Genomic DNA, 17,586 nt, shown 5'->3' with positions numbered 1-17,586 from the left:
TGCAGTCTCAATTCTCCTTTAACAATGCAAAATTCTTATACAGTTATCAATGCTTCAGCCGGATCCGGGAAAACATATGCCCTGGTTCAGCGACTTCTGATGATCTGTCTCCGCTATCCTAATCAACAACAATCGATCAGGAATATTCTCGCTTTGACCTTTACCAATAAGGCTGCCAATGAGATGAAGGAAAGAATTTTGTCCTGGCTTGGAAATTTTGCTGCCAGCGATTATGCAGGGAATGCTGATCTTAAAAACATTCAGAAAGCTTTTGAAGAGCAGGGATTAAAAATTACTATTGATGATTTGCATCATCGTTCAAAAAGGCTACTGGATCATATTCTTCATAACTATTCCACTTTGAATATCGGAACGATTGACCGCTTCAACTCAAGGTTGGTAAGAAGCTTTTCCTATGAATTGGGATTGGCAAAAAATTTCAACCTGGAAATTGAAGCAGAACCATTTCTGATTGAAGCAGTGGATAAAATGCTGGATCAGATTGGAGAGAATGACACAATTTCCCATTCTTTTATGGATTATGTGGATTACAGCCTTGAAAATAATGAAAGAATCAATCTTAACAAGAATCTTTATGATTCGGCAAAAGAGTTTGTAAAGGATATTCACTATGAGCATCTGAAAAGCAATCAGAGTTTTGATGATACAAACTATGAAGACATCAAGAATGCACTTCGTAAAGAAATTGTTCTGAATAAAAAACAGGCTGCAGAGCTTGCTGCCAACTCTATTGAGCTATTCAAATCCAGAAATATTGAAATTGAAGATTTTGCACAGGGAAAAAACGGAATTGGAGGCTTCTTTACCAAAGTTATTGATTTTTATCAACAGAAAAGAGCAGGATTTCCTTTTCCAACCACAGCGGAAGAATCTGTAATCAACAATTACAGAAAAGGTGCCTCTTCAAAATCTAAACATAAAGAAACTGAAATTTTTGAGATTCTGGAGCAGCTTATTGAAAATAGGATGAAGCTGATTTTTCTGTACATTGAAACCCAGAAGAAGGAGAAGGTTTTATCTGCCTTGCTTCCATTGAAAGTTAATAAAGATATTCAGGATGAATTGAAAAAAATTGAGGAAGAGAATGATCTTGTTCTTCTTTCAAAGTTTAACATCCTTATCAATGAAAATCTTAAAAACGAACCGTCTGCCTTTATCTATGAAAAAGTAGGGGCACAATTTCAGCATTATTTCTTTGATGAATTTCAAGATACATCAGAATTACAATGGCAAAACTTTGTTCCACTAAGAGATCATAGTGTTTCCACCGAATATACTTCTTTTACGCTGGTAGGAGATCCAAAACAAAGTATCTACAGATTCCGTGGCGGGGAAAGTAAGTTGATGCTGGATATTATCAATAAAAAGGAGTTTTCTCCCAAGCAAGCGGATCTTCTTGTTCTTAAAGACAATTGGAGAAGTGCCCGGAATATCGTTCAGTTCAACAATGAGCTCTATCAGTACCATTCTCTGGAACTGGAAGAGGAGCATCAAAATATTTTCGGTGCGGATGCCGAACAAACACCAAAATCGAAGATTGATGGACGCGTAAGGGTAAACCTGATCGAAAATCTCACTAATGAGGAGTTTTATGATGATACTTCTGAGAGCATGCGTAAAGATATTCAGGAATGTCTGGATAATGGCTTTAAGTTCTCTGACATTACAATTTTATGCCGGGGAAATTTTGATATTTTCAGCTATTCTCAAAAACTGGGAAGCTTAAAAGTAACTTATCATGGTGAGGAAACCAATATAAAAACCATTTCTGATAAAGGTCTTACCCTGGAGCTTTCTAATACTTTGAAAGCAGTCATTGAGTTTTTAAGATGGGAAATCAATCCGAAAAATAAGCCTTGCCTGATTATGATGATGTATTACCTGAATACATTAGGAAAAATTCACATGGCAGATTTCACGCTTGAAATGAAGGAAATTCTGGATATTGAAGGTCATGAGGAAATACTTCAGTTTATCCAGCAAAAATATTCGCTACAGTTGAAGCAGGATCATTTTCCAAGATTCAATTTGTATAATTTTATTGAGTATTACATCAATGAATTTTCAGTAGAAAATAAGGAAACAGACTTCCTGTTGAACTTTTTGGAAATGCTTTTCAACTTTACTCAAAATGCGGGTGCAAGTACCAAGGAATTTTTAAAATATTGGGATGAAGAAGCATCTTCCTATACCATTCAGGCTTCGGAAAATATTGATGCCATTCAGATTATGACGATCCATAAATCTAAAGGACTGGAGTTCCCCATTGTTTTCATTCCTATGATGAATAAAAACCGGGATAGTGAATTTACCAACTGGTTTGAAACGAATGAGAGTGATGCTTTAAAATCAGTGAACATTAACCAGTTCAGTAAAAACCTGGAAGTTTATGATGAGGAAATTCAAAAATTCAATAAAAAGAATTCTTATAAAAATTTGATTGACAGGCTATGCTTGCAGTATGTAGCAACTACAAGACCAGTTGAGCAGTTATTTTTCTATCTTCAAAAAGCTAATAAAACTTCGAATAATCTTGAGTTGTTAGAATTTATTCAGACTAAGAATACTGAAAATTCGGATTCATTTGATCTGTATGAAGTAAAACCTGAAATGCTTAAGAAGTATTCTAAGACAAAGACATCCTCTTTTAAAACTCAGAATATTCAGAATCTGAAAAATGTAAATGAAAAGAGTACTTCCATCAAAATTGCTACTCCATCAAAAAATTATCAGGTACGAAACGAGAAAGTAAGGATCGGGCTTTTTGTACATGAACTTTTATCTAAGATCAATACTAAAAAAGATATTACGAAAGTCTTGGATGGCTATGCTTTGGAAGGGCAGATTACATTGGAAGAAAAGAATGAAATACAGATCACTTTACAGGAAATTGTAAAAACATATTCTGAATTCTTTGATGAAAAGTGGGAAGTTATCAATGAAAAAGATATCATGATCTCTGAAAATGGAGAAAGCCATATTTCAAGACCTGACCGTATTCTTAAAAGTGAAGAAGGCTATATCATTGTGGATTTTAAAACCGGTGAAGAGAAAGGCAAAGATAAAGAACAGGTACAGGGATACAAAAATATTCTTGAAAGGTTGGGAAAAAAAGTTCTGAAAACACAGATCATTTATCTGTAAATCTACTTCTATTTCAAATATCTCTTTGAACTACAATAAAATATCATTAAAAATACAAGTTAAAATATCCGGAACAATAGATTAAGCTGTATCTTTCACCTTATAAAAAAACTGCTGGAAAATGTAAAATAATCTTTACCCTTAAAAATTAACACAAGTATTAATGATATAACCATGAAAATTTATTTTATCTCATTTTTAATAAGCGTCATTATGATGACCTTATCCGGAATTGTCATATTTAATATTCTAGATTATATTGATCCTCCTGTAACCAAGGATGGTCTTAGGTATATGCCTATAGAAAGTATAGTAAAATCTTTTTTTTCTAGTCTTATAATAGGAGCTATAACTTTTATTACAGCTATCAGAATACAGAGATTAAGGCAGAAAAAATAAGCCTTTATAAATCAGAAACAGCAAAAGGCTATGTTAAAAAATTTTATCATTAAAAACTGGAAGATTGTATTCAATATTCAATGGATAAGCCTCAGTATTTTCATTGCTTTAGCTGCTATTTATTATTGGGATAAGACAGCTCATATCTATTTTAACAGAAGTATTGAAACCATTAATTTCCAAAGTATATTCTCTTTAATTATGACCTGGCTCTTCGCCTTCTTTGCAGTCATTACATTCGTATATCCTTTATTCTTACTGATACAGATCTTTTCAATCCGACGTGAAAAAGGGAATGATAAAAAATTGATTCTATTATCTCTTTTATATCTGCTGAGTATTGCTTCTCTGTTTTCATTATATAGTATCAACAGTAGTCATGCAATAAAAGCTACTTGCCTTTCATTACACTAAAAAATAAAAACCGCTATCATAATAATAGCGGTTTTATATTGTTAAAAACTTTTCGGGATTTAGGCAGTTGTATTAGGAGTAAATACTCTCTGTGATAGTTCCTGATCAAAAAGATATAATGCAGATGGGTTATCACATACCATTTTGATTTTTGTTACATACTGGGAAGCACTCGCTTCTTCTTCTACCTGTTCGTTAATGAACCACTGTAGGAATGATGTTGTCGCAAAATCACCCTCTTCATTGGCATTTTTCACAATATTGAAAATACTTTTAGTTACAATTTTCTCATGTGCCAACGCTTTTTCAAAAATATCTGTTGCGTTTTCGAACTCATGTGGAGGTTTTGGAATCTCTCCGATGATAATTTCTCCCCCAACGTCATTCAGATAATCAAACATTTTATCGGCATGCATTAATTCTTCTTTGCTTTGTACTCTGAAGTAGTTTGCAATTCCATCCAGGTCTTTTCCTGAAAACCATGCAGACATTGAAAGATAATATTGAGCGGCGTATTGTTCGTGGGCAATTTGTTCGTTAATTAATTTTGCAATTTTTTCGCTAACCATAAGTATTAAATTTATAGTCAAAAATAGGGAATAAAAGCCCGAAATCAAAAGTTTTACAGAAAATTAATACAAAAAGGATGGAAAAAACTCCATCCTTTACACATTAAAAAATTAAAATTATAAACGGTTATTTTACTTCAGGAGTAGCCGTATTCATAGGCTTTTTCATCATCTTTCTATCCTTCATTGCCATTCTTTTTTGCTCCATTTTAGCTTTTCTGTCAGCCTGCCATTTATCATATTGTTCAGGAGTTAGGATCTTCTTCATATCAGCATCCATTTGTGTTCTTTTGGCCTTCATCTCCTCCATTTTAGCCTGCCTTGCCTCTTTATTTTTTGCAAAATCGGCTTTCATTTCTGCTTTTCTTTTTTCATGTAATGCTTTTACCTGGGTTACCTGCGAAGCATTAAGGTTAAGATCTTTTTGCATCTGTGCAAGATGCTCCTGTTCTTTTTGTTGCATTTTCTGCTGCATTTCTGCTCTTTTTGCTTCCCTGTCCTGTGGAGTTGTCTGTTGTGCCATTGCAAAACTACCCATTCCGATAAATGCTATTGCTAAAACTAATTTTTTCATTTTTTCTAAATTTAATTAATTGTTATTATACCTTTTTGATTCAGTATTAAATCATAAGTTAAATTAACAAATTCATAAATAATGTTAAATTTTAACTAAAATAAACTAATAATAATAAAAAAAAAGGACAGATTATAAAAACCTGTCCTTCACACCACTTAAATATAATATATGAAAATTAATTCCTTACCAAGCTTCCTCTAAAGCCTCCACTATTTCCACGACTTGGTGAAGAATTTTCAGATTTTTGTTGTCTGAAACCACCATTACTGCCTCTGAAACCACCATTATTTTCTCTTGATGGCGCAGGAGCTGCTTCCCGTTTTGCTTCATTATTCCCTCTAAATCCACCGGAGTTATTTCTAAAACCGCCTTTATCAGAATTTCCTCTGAATCCTCCATTGTTGTCAGAGTTTCCTCTGGAACTACCAGAATTATTATTTCTGAAACCTCCATTATCTGCGTTTTCTCTAAAGCCTCCTGAGTTATTATTTCTGAAACCTCCGTTATCTGAATTTCCTCTAAAACCTCCTGAATTATTATTTCTGAAGCCTCCGTTGGATCCTCCTGAGTTTCTGAAACCATTATCAGGTCTACTGCTTCCTCTTACAATATCGAACGTAGGATTATCAACTCTTCTGAACCTTGACCGATCTACTCTGTAAATATTAATGTTTATATTTCGATACCTTGGCATTACAGCATATCTCGGAACATAATAGGTCCTTCTGTAATTCTGGAAGTAAACAATAGGACTTGCCCCTCTGTAGTAATTATTCTGGAAAACAACAAAAACCCTTGGGCCCATAATTCTTTCCAGTGCATAGAATCTATCGTAATACCATCTGTCCGGATTATATCTATAGAAATTATCCCAGGCTGTAAAGCTCGCATATAGATTATTCAGTCTCATGATCTGATCTACCTGCCAACGGGTTAATCTATTTTGAACAAAGAACCCATTCCAATCGATATTGATAATACTGTTTCTGTAATCGCTATAATAACTTTGGTAATAATCACCTGGATAATAGTCCTGAGGATAGTTATAATAATAATCATCAGGAAAATAATTTCTGTCATCTTCATCGCCATAATAGCCATTTCCATTCTGATAATAACCATCATCACCCCAACCATTATTCGGATACTGCTGAGCAGACGTCAAAACGCCCAGCCCAAAAGCCAATCCCAAAAATATTTTTTTCATCTCTGTAGTCGTTAATTGGTTAATATATAACAGAATATCTTAATTCTATCTTTTTGATGCAAATAAAAAAAAGAAGTTAAATCCTTAGATCAAACTTCTTTCAAAATATATTTAACTCACTGAAAATCAAATGTTAAATTTACATTCGACCACTATCTTTTATCCAGTGAGCAATTTTTTCATTGAACATTTTCTGGTTCTTAAGGTCTTCCAGCTTTATATGCATTCTATAACGCCAATAATGTGGAAATACGGCAGGATTATTAATCCTTTCATTATCCATTTTAGGATTGGTAAGTCTTGCATCGGTAGCCATAAATTCCTGAATCGGGAAAATAGCCAGCATAGATTCGTTATATAAGTGCTGCTTCATAATGATCTCAGCCAGTTCTGGAGATAATTCTTCAGGAGCTTTTCCGTATTGAACTAATTGTTGATTAAAATATTTTTGAGTCAAAGCCTTATCTTCTTTCCACCATTGTCTCAAGGTGGAGCTGTCATGGGAAGAAGCAGTAACCACATTCATATAATCGGCATGCCTTGGGTCATAGAATGGAATATTCTCTGCAGGCATACGTTGAACTTTCAGGGCAATAATAGCGAGTTCATCCATTACAATTGGTACACAGGCAGGAACCATTCCTAAATCTTCGCCACAAATCAGCATTTTCGTAGCATTCAGAATAACCGGAAGTTTCTCCATTGCCTTTTCATACCACAGATGATCCTGCCTTCTGAAAAAATAGTCGTGGTACAGATCATTAATACTTTTCTGCTCAGATTCCGGAAGATATTGATAAGACTCCGTATGATAAACATTAAACCTTGGATGATATACTGTTACTCCTTTTCTTTCTTCCGGTAAAAACAAAACATTAGCACAAAGAGAAATTAACTTTTCCTCCAGGGAACCATGTGGTTTTTTCTTAAAGAAATCTACCAGCTTTCTTTGGGTATCAAACTCTTCTTTAAAAGCATATGTTCCATCTTCTTTACGATCCATAAATACAAGAGCTTTTCCACTATCTCCTGCAAAATATTTCCATAAAACTTCATTGTTGATAAATGGCTTACAGTACCTGTCAAATTCAAATGGAATCTGCCAGGCCTTAAATTCATCCGCAACAATAGGAACAGCAGGATAAAAATACCCTAAAATTCCCTGTACGGCAGAAATAGGCATCCTCCATATTCTAAAGAAACCTAAAATGTGATCGATTCTCATGGCATCAAAATACTGCTCCAATGCCTTGAATCTGTTTTTCCACCATCTGTAATCATCAGCCTTCATAGCTTCCCAATTATACGTAGGAAATTCCCAGTTTTGCCCAAGCTCTGTAAACTGATCCGGTGGAGCTCCTGCCTGGAAATCCATACCGAATAGTTCCGGCTCTGTCCATGCTTCAACTGAATATCTGTAGATTCCAATTGGTAAATCTCCTTTTAAAGAAACTCCAAGACTGTGCGTATAATCTACAGCATCTTTTAGCTGTATATGAAGTTGGTACTGTACCCATGCATGAAGCATTGAAAGATCATAATCCTTACTTTTTGTTGTAAAAGACTGAGAAATCTTTCCTGCAATATATTTTTTATGAGTCTTCCACTCATTAAAATTAGGGGTCTTGTATTTATCCCTTAGGACGCAGAATGCAGAATAAGGAACCAACCAATATTCATTATCCTTGATAAATTTTTTGAAGTTTCTGTCCTTATAAATTTTATCTTTTTCTGAATGAAAAATAGCTTTAAGATACTTCCATTTCCCTTCGATCATTTTTTCATAATCAATAAGGTCAAGAGCATTGAGATTCTCTTTATCAGCCTCATATTCTTTAACTAATTCTTTCGGTAAAGAGTAATCAAGTTTTTCTAAGGAAATATATTGGGGATGCAGAGCATATACAGACACTGCTGCATAAGGATAAGAATCCGTCCACGAATAATTCGCTGTAGTATCATTAATAGGAAGAATCTGAATAATTCCAAGGTTCGTTTCCTTCGTCCAGTCTGCCAGTTTTTTGATGTCTGAGAACTCTCCTACTCCAAATCCTTCATTGCTCCTTAAAGAAAATACAGGAACAGCGACTCCTGCATCATGATACATTTGATATCCTTTAAATCTGAAATAATGGTTGGAAACAATCTGTAAAACATCTGGCAATGGATTAGGAACGGTAAATCTGTTTTCACCGGTTTCTACATCTATTACTCTATTTTCTTTTGTATCATAAATGCAATATTTAAACTGGATGAATTCATTCTCGGGAATTTCAACAGAAACTTCCCACAGGCCAAAATCAGTCTGATACAAAGGGACAACTCTATTATAATCCCAGTTTCCTAAAGAAGCTGTGTTTCCAAATAATACGATTCTCCAATCCTTATTATAAATAGGAGCCTCCAGTCTGAATAGATGAGTATGTTTTTTTAAAATTGTTGATTTCTCCGGACTAAAGTCATGTAACTTGTTGTGAAGAATTTTATTATTTAAATAATTCTCTGGAAAATTTTTATTATTCCATTCATCAAAAATGATAAATTCCTTATAGTTATGAGGGAAATTAAGATGATGCTGAACAAACTCGTCTCTCAAAACATTTCCTTTTTCATTAACAACTCTGTATTGATAGGAAATGGATTTTGAAAAATAATCAACTTCACATTTCCACAAACCATTCTCTGCACAAAACATCGTATGGATATGAGCCGCAGCACTTTCTTCACGAATTACCAACTGCAGATTTTCTCCGGCTTTTACAATATATCCTACATTAAAGTATAGCTTCATCTATATTTTTTTATAAAAGTACATTTTAATATCGAAAAATAAAACTTGTTGAATATCAAATAATCATTAAAAAACCTTTTCAAGAAGATTGAAAAGGTTTTTATAATAAGTCTAATTTTATAGATACCTTTTGGGCGAATTATTCAGTGATAAGAATTTTCTTATTTAGTATTACTTTTCCTGATTCATCAGATAAACTTATAATATAGGCTCCTTTAATCAATCCTCTAAAGTAAACCTTCTGATCCATTGCCCCATCTTTCACAGGCAAACTTTGACTCATTACATTTTTACCAGACATATCAAAAACATTCATTTTGATATTTCCTTTTACATTCTTATCATTAACATGAACATTTACAAACTGTTCATCTACTCTGGTAGGATAAATATCCAGATTTGTTAATGCTTTATTATTTGAAGAAACCCTGTCATTCACAAAGTACTTACTGGCCAGATCATAAATATGCAGGTTCTGTTCTCCCGGAAGCTGCTTAGCCTGTAAACTAGTAAGATCCACTTCATATAAAGGAGCTCCTTTAGCACTTGCTATCACTACCTTTCCCTGCGCATTTACTGCAGAACCATTCACAGAATAGTTATCCGGTACCCCTGCAATTTTACCCATAAACTTCGCCTTCAATTCTTTAACAGATACCTTGAAAACATTTCCTGAAGCAGCAAAAACGTAGAAGTTATTATCTGAATCAACAACCATATCTCCCCCAAATCCTGTTTCTATTGTAGTAAATGAATTTTTACCGTTTGAAGCTTCATCTTTTATGATTCCCAAATCATTAACTACATACTGTCCATCTTTTTTACTGATTTGTAAAAGCTGTGTCCCTGAGTTATTAATAGCATAAATATTTCCGTCGTAGCCAGTAGCCATTCTTGTAATATGAGAATTAATATCACAAGATGTTACTCTCACAACATTATTCTCAATCAAAGTAATTTCTTTAGTTTGAGGATTTAAAACATAAATATTAGAAGAAAACATAGGCATATACACCAGATTATTATTAGATGAATCATATGCCAGCGCTGCCATTGTCACAGATTGGGAATTATTGAATGAATTTTTATCCTCAGTTACTAATCCTCTTCGTGTTTGTGAAATAACTTTTGTAGAGGAATCAGCTGTAAAAATCCTCTCACCGGAAGTTCCATTCATCACATCCATTACACGGAAATCACTAAAATTAATAGCCTGGGTGTCTTTTCCTGTAATAGCAAAAAAATCCTGCTGAGCAGATGCATTCGCACCTAACAACAGTAGAAATAGAGGGAATAAATGTTTTTTCATAGATTGTATATTTTAGATTCGTAATCATTTTAATATGACTAAGTTACACAATTTACCCATTAGAAAAACAAAAAAAAACAATCATTTAAACAAACTTTACAACAAAAAAACTAAAATGATAAAAGAATCTTAATTACAAATAAATAAAATCTAGTACGAAATTAGTAAATACTCTAAGATATTTCAGGAGCTTAATCCTGCTATCCACTCATACTCCTCGCGCTAATGTCTTTGCATTATCCTGAACCTAGTCAAAGGGCCAACCCATGCTGTGGGGTAACCGTTCCTATCAGGGCTAGGAAAAAGTATAAATAATCGATAATAGTAATCTAATCAATATGTTGAGTAAAATCTAAGTACTATTTATATTGTGTACAGCCAATATTCAATAGAAGTAGGCTTTAGCCCGCTTAATAGTAAATAAGAATTCCAATGGCTTTAGCCAAAACTTAGAGATTAGATCTTACTTATTACCTATTACTCATTGCTCATTGCTCATTGCTGATTGTATTGTGGTTGTATTGTTCTTAGTGTGGTGTGGTGGTGTGTTTTGTATTGTGTTTTGGATTTGAGTATATAACAAAAAAAAGTCTCATACATTACTGTATGAGACTTTTAAAAATAAAATAAAAACTGGCGGCGGCCTACTCTCCCGCGTTAGCAGTACCATCGGCGCTGGTGGGCTTAACTTCTGTGTTCGGAATGGGAACAGGTGAGCCCCACCGCTAAAACCACCCTAAAGGTTGTATATAAGATGTCAGATGCAAGACAGCAGATGTCAGACCAATTGGTCTGATATCTGAGATCTAATCTCTGATATCTGTTTTAAGCGATAAAAACTTTCACAAAGAGCTAACCTTGCTGCACTTTCGTGTGCCATATCAGGCTATAAATCTACGGGTAATTAGTACTACTCGGCTATGACATTACTGTCTTTACACCTATAGCCTATCAACGTGGTCATCTCCCACGACCCTTAAAAGATGTCTCATCTTGAGGCGAGTTTCGCACTTATATGCTTTCAGTGCTTATCTCTTCCAAACGTAGCTACTCAGCAGTGCACCTGGCGGTACAACTGATACACCAGAGGTTTGTTCAATTCGGTCCTCTCGTACTAGAATCAAGCCCTCTCAAACATCTAACGCCCGCAATAGATAGAGACCGAACTGTCTCACGACGTTCTGAACCCAGCTCGCGTGCCACTTTAATGGGCGAACAGCCCAACCCTTGGGACCTTCTCCAGCCCCAGGATGTGACGAGCCGACATCGAGGTGCCGAACCTCCCCGTCGATGTGAGCTCTTGGGGGAGACTAGCCTGTTATCCCCGGAGTACCTTTTATCCTATGAGCGATGGCCCTTCCATACGGAACCACCGGATCACTATGTCCTGCTTTCGCACCTGATCGACTTGTTGGTCTCACAGTCAAGCACCCTTATGCCATTACACTCTACGCACGGTTACCAAGCGTGCTGAGGGTACCTTTGAAAGCCTCCGTTACTCTTTTGGAGGCGACCACCCCAGTCAAACTACCCACCACGCAATGTCCTTCTAAAAGAAGTTAGGCTCCAAGTAAGTAAAGGGTGGTATTTCAACGTCGGCTCCACAGACACTAGCGTGCCCACTTCATAGCCTCCCACCTATCCTACACATTACTTACTCAAAGTCAATACGAAGTTATAGTAAAGGTTCACAGGGTCTTTTCGTCCCATTGCGGGTAATCGGCATCTTCACCGATACTACAATTTCACAGAGCTCATGGTTGAGACAGTGCCCAGATCGTTACACCATTCGTGCAGGTCGGAACTTACCCGACAAGGAATTTCGCTACCTTAGGACCGTTATAGTTACGGCCGCCGTTTACTGGGGCTTCAGTCAATGCCTTCGGTTTAACCCTAAGCACCTTCCTTAACCTTCCAGCACCGGGCAGGTGTCAGACCCTATACTGCATCTTTCGATTTTGCAGAGTCCTGTGTTTTTGATAAACAGTCGCCTGGGCCTCTTTACTGCGGCCACCATTGCTGATGGCGTCTCTTCTCCCGAAGTTACGAGACTATTTTGCCTAGTTCCTTAACCATGATTCACTCTAGCACCTTAGGATTCTCTCCTCGACTACCTGTGTCGGTTTTGGTACGGGTTGCTTCACTTCGGCTTTTCTTGGAAGCACTTTCCCTACAGCAGCTTCGCCCGAAGGCTAGGCCTTGACTATTCCGTCAGTCTCCAGTAAGTACGGCACTCCGTCCCCTTTTTAGTGTGAGCAAGTATGGGAATATTAACCCATTGTCCATCCACTTCCCCGTTCGGGTTCGCGTTAGGTCCCGACTAACCCTCAGCTGATTAGCATGGCTGAGGAAACCTTAGTCTTTCGGTGAGCGGGTTTCTCGCCCGCTTTATCGTTACTTATGCCTACATTTTCTTTTCTATCCGCTCCACAATACCTCACAGTACTGCTTCAGCGCAAATAGAATGCTCTCCTACCAGATGTATCTAAAATACAAATCCATAGCTTCGGTAATATGTTTATGCCCGATTATTATCCATGCCGGACCGCTCGACTAGTGAGCTGTTACGCACTCTTTAAATGAATGGCTGCTTCCAAGCCAACATCCTAGCTGTCAATGCAGTCCAACCGCGTTGCTTCAACTTAACATATATTTTGGGACCTTAGCTGTTGGTCTGGGTTCTTTCCCTCTCGGACATGGACCTTAGCACCCATGCCCTCACTGCCGTAGAACATTTATTAGCATTCGGAGTTTGTCAGGAATTGGTAGGCGATGAAACCCCCGCATCCAATCAGTAGCTCTACCTCTAATAAACTTATATACGACGCTGCACCTAAATGCATTTCGGAGAGTACGAGCTATCTCCCAGTTTGATTGGCCTTTCACCCCTACCCACAGGTCATCCGAAGACTTTTCAACGTCAACCGGTTCGGTCCTCCACTCTGTGTTACCAGAGCTTCAACCTGCCCATGGGTAGATCACAAGGTTTCGCGTCTAATCCTACTAACTATGCGCCCTATTCAGACTCGCTTTCGCTCCGGCTCCGGACCTGAAGTCCTTAACCTCGCTAGTAAAATTAACTCGTAGGCTCATTATGCAAAAGGCACGCCGTCACAGCTTAATGCTGCTCCGACCGCTTGTAGGCGTACGGTTTCAGGTTCTATTTCACCCTTCTATTCGAAGTGCTTTTCACCTTTCCTTCACAGTACTTGTTCACTATCGGTCTTTCAGGAGTATTTAGCCTTGGAGGATGGTCCCCCCATATTCAGACAGGATTTCACGTGTCCCGCCCTACTCATTTATCACTTAAATATGCCTTTCATATACGGGGCTATCACCCTCTACGGCCGTTCTTTCCAGAACATTCTATTAAACATAAATTAGCTTTTGGGCTAATCCGCTTTCGCTCGCCACTACTTACGGAATCTCTTCGATTTCTTTTCCTCCGGGTACTTAGATGTTTCAGTTCTCCGGGTTTGCTCTCTAAATAAATTTAGAGTGACTGGTCTTCAACCAGACGGGTTGCCCCATTCGGACATCTGCGGATCAATTCGTGTGTGCCAATCCCCGCAGCTTTTCGCAGCTTACCACGTCCTTCTTCGCCTCTGAAAGCCTAGGCATCCGCCATACGCCCTTAACGATTTCTTTCCTAATATTAAATTAGTTCAGTATTTTTTGATAAATTAAATTTATCGATATTTTTATAAACTCGGCACTCGAAAGTGCTCGGTTATCTCTTTGTGATGTCTTTACCGTTAATGTCAATGATCTTAAATTCTTCTTGTCCAACTGATGAACGAATATTGTTTTTGGCTCTATCCGTAACTTTTAAATCAGTCTTCCAAAACTGTGGAGAATAAGGGAGTCGAACCCTTGACCTCCTGCGTGCAAGGCAGGCGCTCTAGCCAGCTGAGCTAATTCCCCTCTAGTAGACTTCAGATTTTAGATCTCAGATTACAGACTTTATTGTCTGACATCTGATGTCTTATATCTTCCCGTCTTTTTAATTAGTAGTCTCGGGCAGGCTCGAACTGCCGACCTCTACATTATCAGTGTAGCGCTCTAACCAGCTGAGCTACGAGACTGTCTGTTAGACTAACAGATTTCAGATAACAGATATCAGATTTAACTGACCATCCTATCTTCATCCTTGTCTCTCTCAATCCCTTTACTAATTTCTAGTGGGTTTTGTATTTTTAATATAATCAACCAAACAAAAAACTAAAGCTTTACTTTGAATAAGTACTTGTATCCGAAGATACTAATTTTGTTTATCGTCTAAAAGACGCTCTAAAATGAGATGTTCCAGCCGCACCTTCCGGTACGGCTACCTTGTTACGACTTAGCCCTAGTTACCTGTTTTACCCTAGGCAGCTCCTGTTACGGTCACCGACTTCAGGTACCCCAGACTTCCATGGCTTGACGGGCGGTGTGTACAAGGCCCGGGAACGTATTCACCGCGCCATGGCTGATGCGCGATTACTAGCGATTCCAGCTTCATAGAGTCGAGTTGCAGACTCCAATCCGAACTGAGACCAGCTTTCGAGATTTGCATCACATCGCTGTGTAGCTGCCCTCTGTACTGGCCATTGTATTACGTGTGTGGCCCAAGGCGTAAGGGCCGTGATGATTTGACGTCATCCCCACCTTCCTCTCTACTTGCGTAGGCAGTCTCACTAGAGTCCCCAACTTAATGATGGCAACTAGTGACAGGGGTTGCGCTCGTTGCAGGACTTAACCTAACACCTCACGGCACGAGCTGACGACAACCATGCAGCACCTTGAAAAATGTCCGAAGAAAAGTCTATTTCTAAACCTGTCATTTCCCATTTAAGCCTTGGTAAGGTTCCTCGCGTATCATCGAATTAAACCACATAATCCACCGCTTGTGCGGGCCCCCGTCAATTCCTTTGAGTTTCATTCTTGCGAACGTACTCCCCAGGTGGCTAACTTATCACTTTCGCTTAGTCTCTGAATCCGAAAACCCAAAAACGAGTTAGCATCGTTTACGGCGTGGACTACCAGGGTATCTAATCCTGTTCGCTCCCCACGCTTTCGTCCATCAGCGTCAGTTGTTGCTTAGTAACCTGCCTTCGCAATTGGTGTTCTAAGTAATATCTATGCATTTCACCGCTACACTACTTATTCCAGCTACTTCAACAACACTCAAGACATGCAGTATCAATGGCAGTTTCACAGTTAAGCTGTGAGATTTCACCACTGACTTACACATCCGCCTACGGACCCTTTAAACCCAATAAATCCGGATAACGCTTGCACCCTCCGTATTACCGCGGCTGCTGGCACGGAGTTAGCCGGTGCTTATTCGTATAGTACCTTCAGCTAGATACACGTATCTAGGTTTATCCCTATACAAAAGAAGTTTACAACCCATAGGGCCGTCGTCCTTCACGCGGGATGGCTGGATCAGGCTCTCACCCATTGTCCAATATTCCTCACTGCTGCCTCCCGTAGGAGTCTGGTCCGTGTCTCAGTACCAGTGTGGGGGATCACCCTCTCAGGCCCCCTAAAGATCGCAGACTTGGTGAGCCGTTACCTCACCAACTATCTAATCTTGCGCGTGCCCATCTCTATCCACCGGAGTTTTCAATATCGAATGATGCCATTCAACATATTATGGGGTATTAATCTTCCTTTCGAAAGGCTATCCCCCAGATAAAGGCAGGTTGCACACGTGTTCCGCACCCGTACGCCGCTCTCAAGATCCCGAAAGATCTCTACCGCTCGGCTTGCATGTGTTAGGCCTCCCGCTAGCGTTCATCCTGAGCCAGGATCAAACTCTCCATTGTATGTTTGTCTGACTCACTCAAAGTTTTTTAACGCTTTAGTTTTTCCTTACTTGGTTGTTATATTGTATGTCAATGATCTTTATATCTTTCGCTTTTTAACGAAGCAATCTCTCTGTCAGTGTCGCTCCGTATTTGCGAGTGCAAAAGTAAAACTTTATTTCCATTTGACCAAATGTTTCGAAAGAAAATTTTAAAGTTTTTTAAGTAACCTTAATCTCTTTCCTAACCCTCAATCTCTCTACTCCTGCGCTCCCTTAATTGGGACTGCAAAGATACAAACTTTATTTTAACTCGCAACTTTTAAATCCTAAAAATTAAAAGTTTTTTTTCGCCTGTCTCTCTCGTAGAATATAATGTTTATGCTTATCTAAAAGCTCCTCTGCGCTTACCGAATCTCTTTCGTTTTTCAGTGGGGCAAAGATAGAAACTTCATCCATTACCCGCAAGTTTATTTAACATAAAATTTACACCAATAGAGTAAATGTTAATAAGTATACAGTTTAACTTACTGATTTATTTATATTTATATACAATTTTATACTTATCCACAATGGGGAATTGCTTTTGAAAGTCTGTAGAATCTCACTTACCCCTATACAACGGGTATTCTTATGCATATAAAACTAGAGATATAGATTTATAATTCTACAGATCATTGAAATCAAAATCAAATGATTTTGGAGACAAGTCTTTCTGAAGATAATAGCTGTAAACGATAATAAATGACGAGGAACAAAAATTCTATAGAATGAATCATTGTAATGGTTCTTTATAGAGATTTTTAAATTGGTGAAAAATTAAATGGATGATAAAGATAGAGCAATAGATAGTCAATGATAAAAACATGCGGGTTCTCAATTATCCTATAATATAAATTAAACAGAGAGATCTTGTTTATTATGAATAATGAGCAGCAATGAGTAATCTCTGATGAATAACAAATATTGATATGCTATAGTAGATTGTCTTGATGCCCTTACGTTGCGATCCCTTAGGCATCCAGGTAACGTTATCAATGTTTATTATCCCACTCAGATTCTTACAGGATAACAAAATGCGGTAAGTTCATCAGAAGTAATGATACTAAAGAAAAGGTCTGTGATAAAATAAAGAATGAAAAAACAGAAAGGGTAATCTGCAATTCAATAGAAGTGAGCTTTAGCCCGCTTAATAGTAAATAAGAATTCCAATGGCTTTAGCCAAAACTTAGAGATTAGATCTTACTTATTACCTATTACTCATTGCTCATTGCTCATTGCTGATTGTATTGTGGTTGTATTGTTCTTAGTGTGGTGTGGTGGTGTGTTTTGTATTGTGTTTTGGATTTGAGTATATAACAAAAAAA

At 37.5% G+C, this 17,586-nt stretch carries 7 protein-coding genes, 2 tRNA genes and 3 rRNA genes; 2 read left to right on the top strand and 10 right to left on the bottom strand.

Annotated elements, in window-relative coordinates; genetic code table 11:
- Positions 1 to 24: 24 nt before the first annotated feature.
- Both EL260_RS03595 and EL260_RS03590 read left to right on the top strand, forming a co-directional pair.
- Positions 25 to 3,165 (top strand): UvrD-helicase domain-containing protein, encoded by a 3,141-nt coding sequence (locus EL260_RS03595; protein ID WP_123858880.1) that lies wholly within the window; start codon positions 25 to 27, stop codon positions 3,163 to 3,165.
- A gap of 429 nt (positions 3,166 to 3,594) precedes the next feature.
- The gene (locus tag EL260_RS03590) at positions 3,595 to 3,978 is read left to right on the top strand and encodes a hypothetical protein (RefSeq protein WP_123858879.1); all 384 of its coding nucleotides are present in this window, start codon (positions 3,595 to 3,597) and stop codon (positions 3,976 to 3,978) included.
- A gap of 59 nt (positions 3,979 to 4,037) precedes the next feature.
- Here the strand turns inward: EL260_RS03590 and EL260_RS03585 are convergent, their stop codons facing one another.
- The 10 genes from EL260_RS03585 to EL260_RS03540 all read right to left on the bottom strand — a co-directional run bounded on the left by EL260_RS03585 (position 4,038) and on the right by EL260_RS03540 (position 16,241).
- On the bottom strand, positions 4,038 to 4,547 hold the full coding sequence (locus tag EL260_RS03585) for a ferritin (RefSeq protein ID WP_105704292.1): 510 nt from the start codon (positions 4,545 to 4,547) through the stop codon (positions 4,038 to 4,040).
- 127 nt (positions 4,548 to 4,674) lie between these two features.
- Complete coding sequence (locus tag EL260_RS03580) at positions 4,675 to 5,121, bottom strand: hypothetical protein (protein ID WP_123858878.1); 447 nt, start codon at positions 5,119 to 5,121, stop codon at positions 4,675 to 4,677.
- A 178-nt stretch (positions 5,122 to 5,299) separates the two neighbouring features.
- Positions 5,300 to 6,331: a hypothetical protein gene (locus tag EL260_RS03575; RefSeq protein ID WP_123858877.1), complete on the bottom strand. Its 1,032-nt coding sequence runs from the start codon at positions 6,329 to 6,331 to the stop codon at positions 5,300 to 5,302.
- 139 nt (positions 6,332 to 6,470) lie between these two features.
- Positions 6,471 to 9,122 (bottom strand): 4-alpha-glucanotransferase, encoded by a 2,652-nt coding sequence (locus EL260_RS03570; protein WP_123858876.1) that lies wholly within the window; start codon positions 9,120 to 9,122, stop codon positions 6,471 to 6,473.
- 139 nt (positions 9,123 to 9,261) lie between these two features.
- Positions 9,262 to 10,431, bottom strand: coding sequence for an NHL repeat-containing protein (locus EL260_RS03565; RefSeq protein ID WP_123858875.1), 1,170 nt, complete (start codon positions 10,429 to 10,431; stop codon positions 9,262 to 9,264).
- A 631-nt stretch (positions 10,432 to 11,062) separates the two neighbouring features.
- Positions 11,063 to 11,170 (bottom strand): 5S ribosomal RNA (gene rrf, locus EL260_RS03560).
- A 145-nt stretch (positions 11,171 to 11,315) separates the two neighbouring features.
- Positions 11,316 to 14,079 (bottom strand): 23S ribosomal RNA (locus EL260_RS03555).
- A gap of 202 nt (positions 14,080 to 14,281) precedes the next feature.
- Positions 14,282 to 14,355: transfer RNA gene (locus EL260_RS03550), tRNA-Ala, on the bottom strand.
- 87 nt (positions 14,356 to 14,442) lie between these two features.
- Positions 14,443 to 14,516, bottom strand: a tRNA-Ile gene (locus EL260_RS03545).
- A gap of 208 nt (positions 14,517 to 14,724) precedes the next feature.
- Positions 14,725 to 16,241 (bottom strand): 16S ribosomal RNA (locus EL260_RS03540).
- The 16S, 23S and 5S rRNA genes sit together here with 2 tRNA genes alongside, the layout of an rRNA operon.
- Between the last annotated feature and the right edge of the window lie 1,345 nt (positions 16,242 to 17,586).

The organism is Chryseobacterium nakagawai (genome assembly GCF_900637665.1).
Lineage (GTDB): Bacteria > Bacteroidota > Bacteroidia > Flavobacteriales > Weeksellaceae > Chryseobacterium > Chryseobacterium nakagawai.
Note: the sequence above shows the minus strand (reverse complement) of the source record. Positions and strands in the feature narration are given on the sequence as shown.